Annotated in this window: 6 protein-coding genes; 3 read left to right on the top strand and 3 right to left on the bottom strand. The window is 67.7% G+C overall.

Annotated features, from left to right (window positions below; translation table 11 throughout):
* The 3 genes from Q0581_RS05120 to hppD form a co-directional block, all read right to left on the bottom strand.
* A partial coding sequence (locus Q0581_RS05120; RefSeq protein WP_298698216.1) for an isoaspartyl peptidase/L-asparaginase occupies window positions 1–502 on the bottom strand: 502 nt, incomplete at its 3' end.
* Between the two features lie 110 nt (window positions 503–612).
* Window positions 613–798: a hypothetical protein gene (locus Q0581_RS05115; protein ID WP_003164030.1), complete on the bottom strand. Its 186-nt coding sequence runs from the start codon at window positions 796–798 to the stop codon at window positions 613–615.
* On the bottom strand, window positions 799–1896 hold the full coding sequence (gene hppD, locus Q0581_RS05110; protein WP_298698213.1) for a 4-hydroxyphenylpyruvate dioxygenase: 1098 nt from the start codon (window positions 1894–1896) through the stop codon (window positions 799–801).
* Window positions 1897–2079: 183 nt separating this feature from the next.
* Here hppD and Q0581_RS05105 point away from each other — a divergent pair, with 183 nt between their 5' ends.
* Genes Q0581_RS05105 through Q0581_RS05095 form a run of 3 tightly spaced genes read left to right on the top strand, consistent with a single transcriptional unit; the run spans window position 2080 to window position 3859 of the window.
* Entirely contained in the window at window positions 2080–2661 is a 582-nt protein-coding gene (locus Q0581_RS05105; RefSeq protein ID WP_298698212.1) for a YqaA family protein, read from the top strand.
* Window positions 2662–2716: 55 nt separating this feature from the next.
* The gene (locus Q0581_RS05100; protein WP_003164027.1) at window positions 2717–3256 is read left to right on the top strand and encodes a disulfide bond formation protein B; all 540 of its coding nucleotides are present in this window, start codon (window positions 2717–2719) and stop codon (window positions 3254–3256) included.
* Window positions 3257–3268: 12 nt separating this feature from the next.
* The gene (locus Q0581_RS05095; RefSeq protein WP_003164026.1) at window positions 3269–3859 is read left to right on the top strand and encodes a demethoxyubiquinone hydroxylase family protein; all 591 of its coding nucleotides are present in this window, start codon (window positions 3269–3271) and stop codon (window positions 3857–3859) included.
* The last annotated feature ends 80 nt before the right edge of the window (window positions 3860–3939 follow it).

The following is a 3939-nucleotide window of genomic DNA, read 5'->3' as shown; positions in this document are numbered from 1 at the left end:
AGAAGAAGGACGGCGCCACCTCCTCCAGCCCGGCCGAGCGGGCGAAGGTCTCGGCGCCTTCGCCGATCAGCATGACGTGGGGCGACTTCTCCATCACCGCGCGGGCGGCGGCGATCGGGTGACGGGTGCGGGTCAGGCCCGCGACGGCCCCGGCGTTCAGGTCCGTTCCGTCCATGACGGCGGCGTCCAGTTCATTCTTCCCGGCCGAGGTGAAGACGGCGCCGCGCCCGGCGTTGAACAGGGGGTTCTCCTCCATCACCTCGATGGCGGCCTGAACGGCGTCCAGCGACGAGCCGCCGCGCGCCAGCACGGCCGATCCGGCGTCCAGCGCGGCTTGCAAGCCTGCGCGATAGGCGGCGTCGCGTTCGGGGCTCAGCTGGGCGCGCTCGATCACGCCCGCGCCGCCGTGGATGGCGAGCGACCATTGCGGCGCATCCTGAGCGACGGCCGGGCAGGCCAGCAAGGCGGCGGCCGCTGCGGCGGCCAAGGCGATGGATTTCATTTCAAGCTCCCCATTCATTCTTTTCCTCCCTTCGCGAGGGAGGCGGATCGGCCGCGATGGCAGACGAGCCGGAGAGGCGGCGTCAATCGCCCAGGCCCCTCCGCCTTAGTCTAGCGTTTATGATGCAGGCGTCGCCACAGGCGGTGGGCCAGGATGGGGGCGAAGCCGCAGACCAGGGCGGCGGCCAGGACCATCCAGAAGCCGCCCCCCAGCCAGTACTCGCCCGCCAGGGCCCCGGCCCCAGCCGCTAGAAGCGGACCGAGCCAGGGCAGCCAGTGCGGAGGCCGAAACCGCATTCAGGCGTCGACCTTGATGACGCCGCGACGGATCTGGTCCAGCTCGATCGAGTCGAACAGGGCCTGGAAGTTGCCGTTGCCGAAGCCTTCATTGCCCTTGCGCTGGATGATCTCGAAGAAGATCGGCCCGAAGGTGTCCTGGGTGAATATCTGCAGCAGCAGGCCTTCCTCGTCCGAACCGTCGATCAGGATGCGGTTCTTGCGCATCCGCTCCACGTCCTCGCCGTGGCCCGGCAGGCGTTTGTCGATCAGCTCGAAATAGGTCTCGATGGTGTCCTGGAAGTCGATGCCGCGACGCTTCATCTCTTCGACCGTCTCGAAGATGTCGTCGGTGGCCAGGGCGATGTGCTGGATGCCCTCGCCATTGTAGCGGCGCAGGAATTCCTCGATCTGGCTGTTCTCGTCCTGGCTTTCGTTCAGCGGGATGCGGATGGCGCGGTCCGGGGCGATCATCGCCTGGCTGAACAGGCCGGTCGCCTTGCCCTTGATGTCGAAATACTTCTGCTCCTCGAAACCGAAGATCTGACCGTAGAAGCCCGACCAGTTGCGCATCTGGCCGCGGCGCACATTGTGGGTCAGGTGGTCCAGGGTGTGCAGGCCCACGGCGTTCTTGCGCTCGGCCTCTTCCCAGCCTTCGACCTCGTCCCAGCCGTCGTACAGCGAACCGGCGTCGCCATATTGATCGACGATATAAAGCAGGCTGCCGCCAATGCCCTGCAGCACATAGGGATAGCCGCCACCCAGAACGCCTTTCAGCGCGCCGCCGTCGTGGCCTTCCGCCGGGCGGGCGCCGCGTTCGACCGCGCCCTCATAGGCGGCCTTGGCGTCATGGACGCGGAAGGCCATGCCGTTGGCCGAGGGGCCATGCTCGGTGGCGAACTCGGCCGCCTGGCCCTGGGGCCGGCTGTTGACGATCATGGTCACGTCGCCCTGCTTCAGGCGCACGGCGCCATTGGCCGGGTTCACATGGGTGCGGGTGAAGCCCATCAGCTCCAGCCGGGCGATCATCGCCTCGGGCTCGGGGCCGGTGAATTCGACGAACTCGAACCCGTCGACGCCCAGGGGGTTGTCGCGGTCCAGTTGGGCGGCGTCGGTCATGGGGGCGTCTCCTGATCGGTTGGCGGACGGGGCGCCGCCTTTCGGCGCGGAACCTAGTCATCCGAACCGCCCAAGCCAAGCCGCGCGCGCGTCACGCCTTCGTGGTCGCATCGCCGCAGGCGCGCGCGGGCAGGTGCGCACCGGTGCGATCCCTGCTAGGGGCGGGTTCGGTCGAGGAAACACATGCTGCGCAAACTCTATGACTGGGTGCTGTCGCTGGCCCGCCACCGCCACGCCACCAAGGCCCTGGCCGCCGTCTCGTTCGCCGAGAGCAGCTTTTTCCCCATTCCGCCCGATGTGATGCTGGCGCCCATGGTCGTGACGCGGCCCGAGCGCGCCTATTTCTACGCCACGGTCTGCACCCTCGCCTCGGTGCTGGGCGGGATTCTGGGCTACGCCATCGGCCATTTCCTGGAGCCGGTAGGCATGTGGCTGCTGGCCGTGATGGGCAAGGCCGACACCTTCGAGGCGTCCAAGGCCCTGTTCCAGCAGCACGGCGCCTGGGTGATCCTGATCAAGGGGCTGACGCCCATCCCCTTCAAGCTGATCACCATCGCCTCGGGCATCTTCCAGTTCAATCTGGCGCTGTTCATCGCCCTGTGCGTGCTGACGCGCGGCGCCCGCTTCTTCCTGGTGGCCTTCGTGCTCAAGCGCTGGGGTCCGCCCATGCTGGCGATCGTCGAAAAGCGGCTGGCCCTGTTCACCGTCCTGTTCCTGGTCCTGCTGGTCGGCGCCTTCTTTATGGTCAAGCTGGTCGGTCACTGATCGACGCCGCTCTCCGCTCAGTTTATGAGAGGCGCCTGGTTCCTGTGAGGCGCAGATGAGCGCGATCTACAAATTGCTGACCCGCTGGTGGACGGCCTTCGCTCTTGGGGCGTCGCTGGCCATGCTGGGCGCGGCCCATGCGTTCGAGCGGTTCGGCGGAATGCCGCCGTGCAGCCTGTGCCTGAAGCAGCGCGAGGTCTATTGGGCCGCCGTCGCCATCGCCGGGGCCGCCACCTTCTGGGCTCTGTTCAGCCGGGCCAGCCGGGGCACGCCGCGCATCGCCTCCTTCCTGCTGGCGGCGATCTTCCTGACCGGGGCGATCACGGCGGGCTATCACGCCGGGGGCGAGCTGAAGTGGTGGGCCCTGCCGGCCACCTGCATGGCCGCGCCGAGCACCACCATCGACCTGTCGGCCCTGACGGCCCTGATCGACGGCACGGGCGGAAGCGCGGGCTTCGTCTCCTGCGGCGACATTCCATGGAGCTTCGCGGGCCTGTCGATGGCGGGCTGGAACTTTGTGATCTCCCTGGCGCTGGCTGTTTTCAGCCTGCTGGCGGCGAAACGTCCCAAGGACGCCCGCGCGCCGAGGAGCTAGGATAGAGGCGTCATGACCCAATCAGCCGAAGCCGTCTCCGCCGCCCGTCGCATTCCCCTGGCCCGCCCCGGCGTGGGGCAGGACAAGGCGCGCCTGGCCGAGATGCTGCGCGTCGACCACGCGGGCGAGTTCGCCGCCGTCCACATCTACCGCGCCCAGCGCGCCGTGCTGGAGGGCCGCAAGGGCAAGGATGCCATCGCCGCCGACCTGACCGAGATGGAGGGGCACGAGGCCGTCCACCTGGCCCGGTTCGAGGCTTTGCTGAACGAGAACCGGGTGCGCCCCACGGCCATGATCCCGCTGTGGAAGCTGGCGGCGACGGCCCTGGGCGCCGGGACGGCCCTGATCTCGGAAAAGGCCGCCCATGCCTGCACCGAGGCGGTCGAGAGCGTCATCGAGAAACACTACGCCGACCAGATCGAGGAAATCCGCGACCGCGATCCCGAACTGGCCGCCGAACTAACCAAGTTCCGCGAAGAGGAACTGGCCCACCACGACCACGCCATCGAGCACGGCAGCCGCGAGGCCCCCGCCTACCGCCTGCTCAGCAGCGTCATCAAGGTCGGCTGCAAGGCCGCCATCAAGATCAGCGAACGCATCTAAGCTCTTCTCCCCTTGAGGGAGAAGGGTCACTTGACGTCAAACGCCAGCATCAGGGTCTTCTGCGCCGGATTGGCGTTGTC

Source organism: uncultured Brevundimonas sp. (genome assembly GCF_937863155.1).
In the GTDB taxonomy this organism is placed as follows: Bacteria; Pseudomonadota; Alphaproteobacteria; order Caulobacterales; family Caulobacteraceae; genus Brevundimonas.
This window is presented reverse-complemented; position numbering and strand designations above follow the sequence as displayed.

Coding starts and splice junctions, on each gene's coding strand:
- Q0581_RS05115 (WP_003164030.1), bottom strand. CDS start 798: ATGCGGTTTCGGCCTCCGCACTGGCTGCCCTGGCTCGGTCCGCTTCTA.
- hppD (WP_298698213.1), bottom strand. CDS start 1,896: ATGACCGACGCCGCCCAACTGGACCGCGACAACCCCCTGGGCGTCGAC.
- Q0581_RS05105 (WP_298698212.1), top strand. CDS start 2,080: ATGCTGCGCAAACTCTATGACTGGGTGCTGTCGCTGGCCCGCCACCGC.
- Q0581_RS05100 (WP_003164027.1), top strand. CDS start 2,717: ATGAGCGCGATCTACAAATTGCTGACCCGCTGGTGGACGGCCTTCGCT.
- Q0581_RS05095 (WP_003164026.1), top strand. CDS start 3,269: ATGACCCAATCAGCCGAAGCCGTCTCCGCCGCCCGTCGCATTCCCCTG.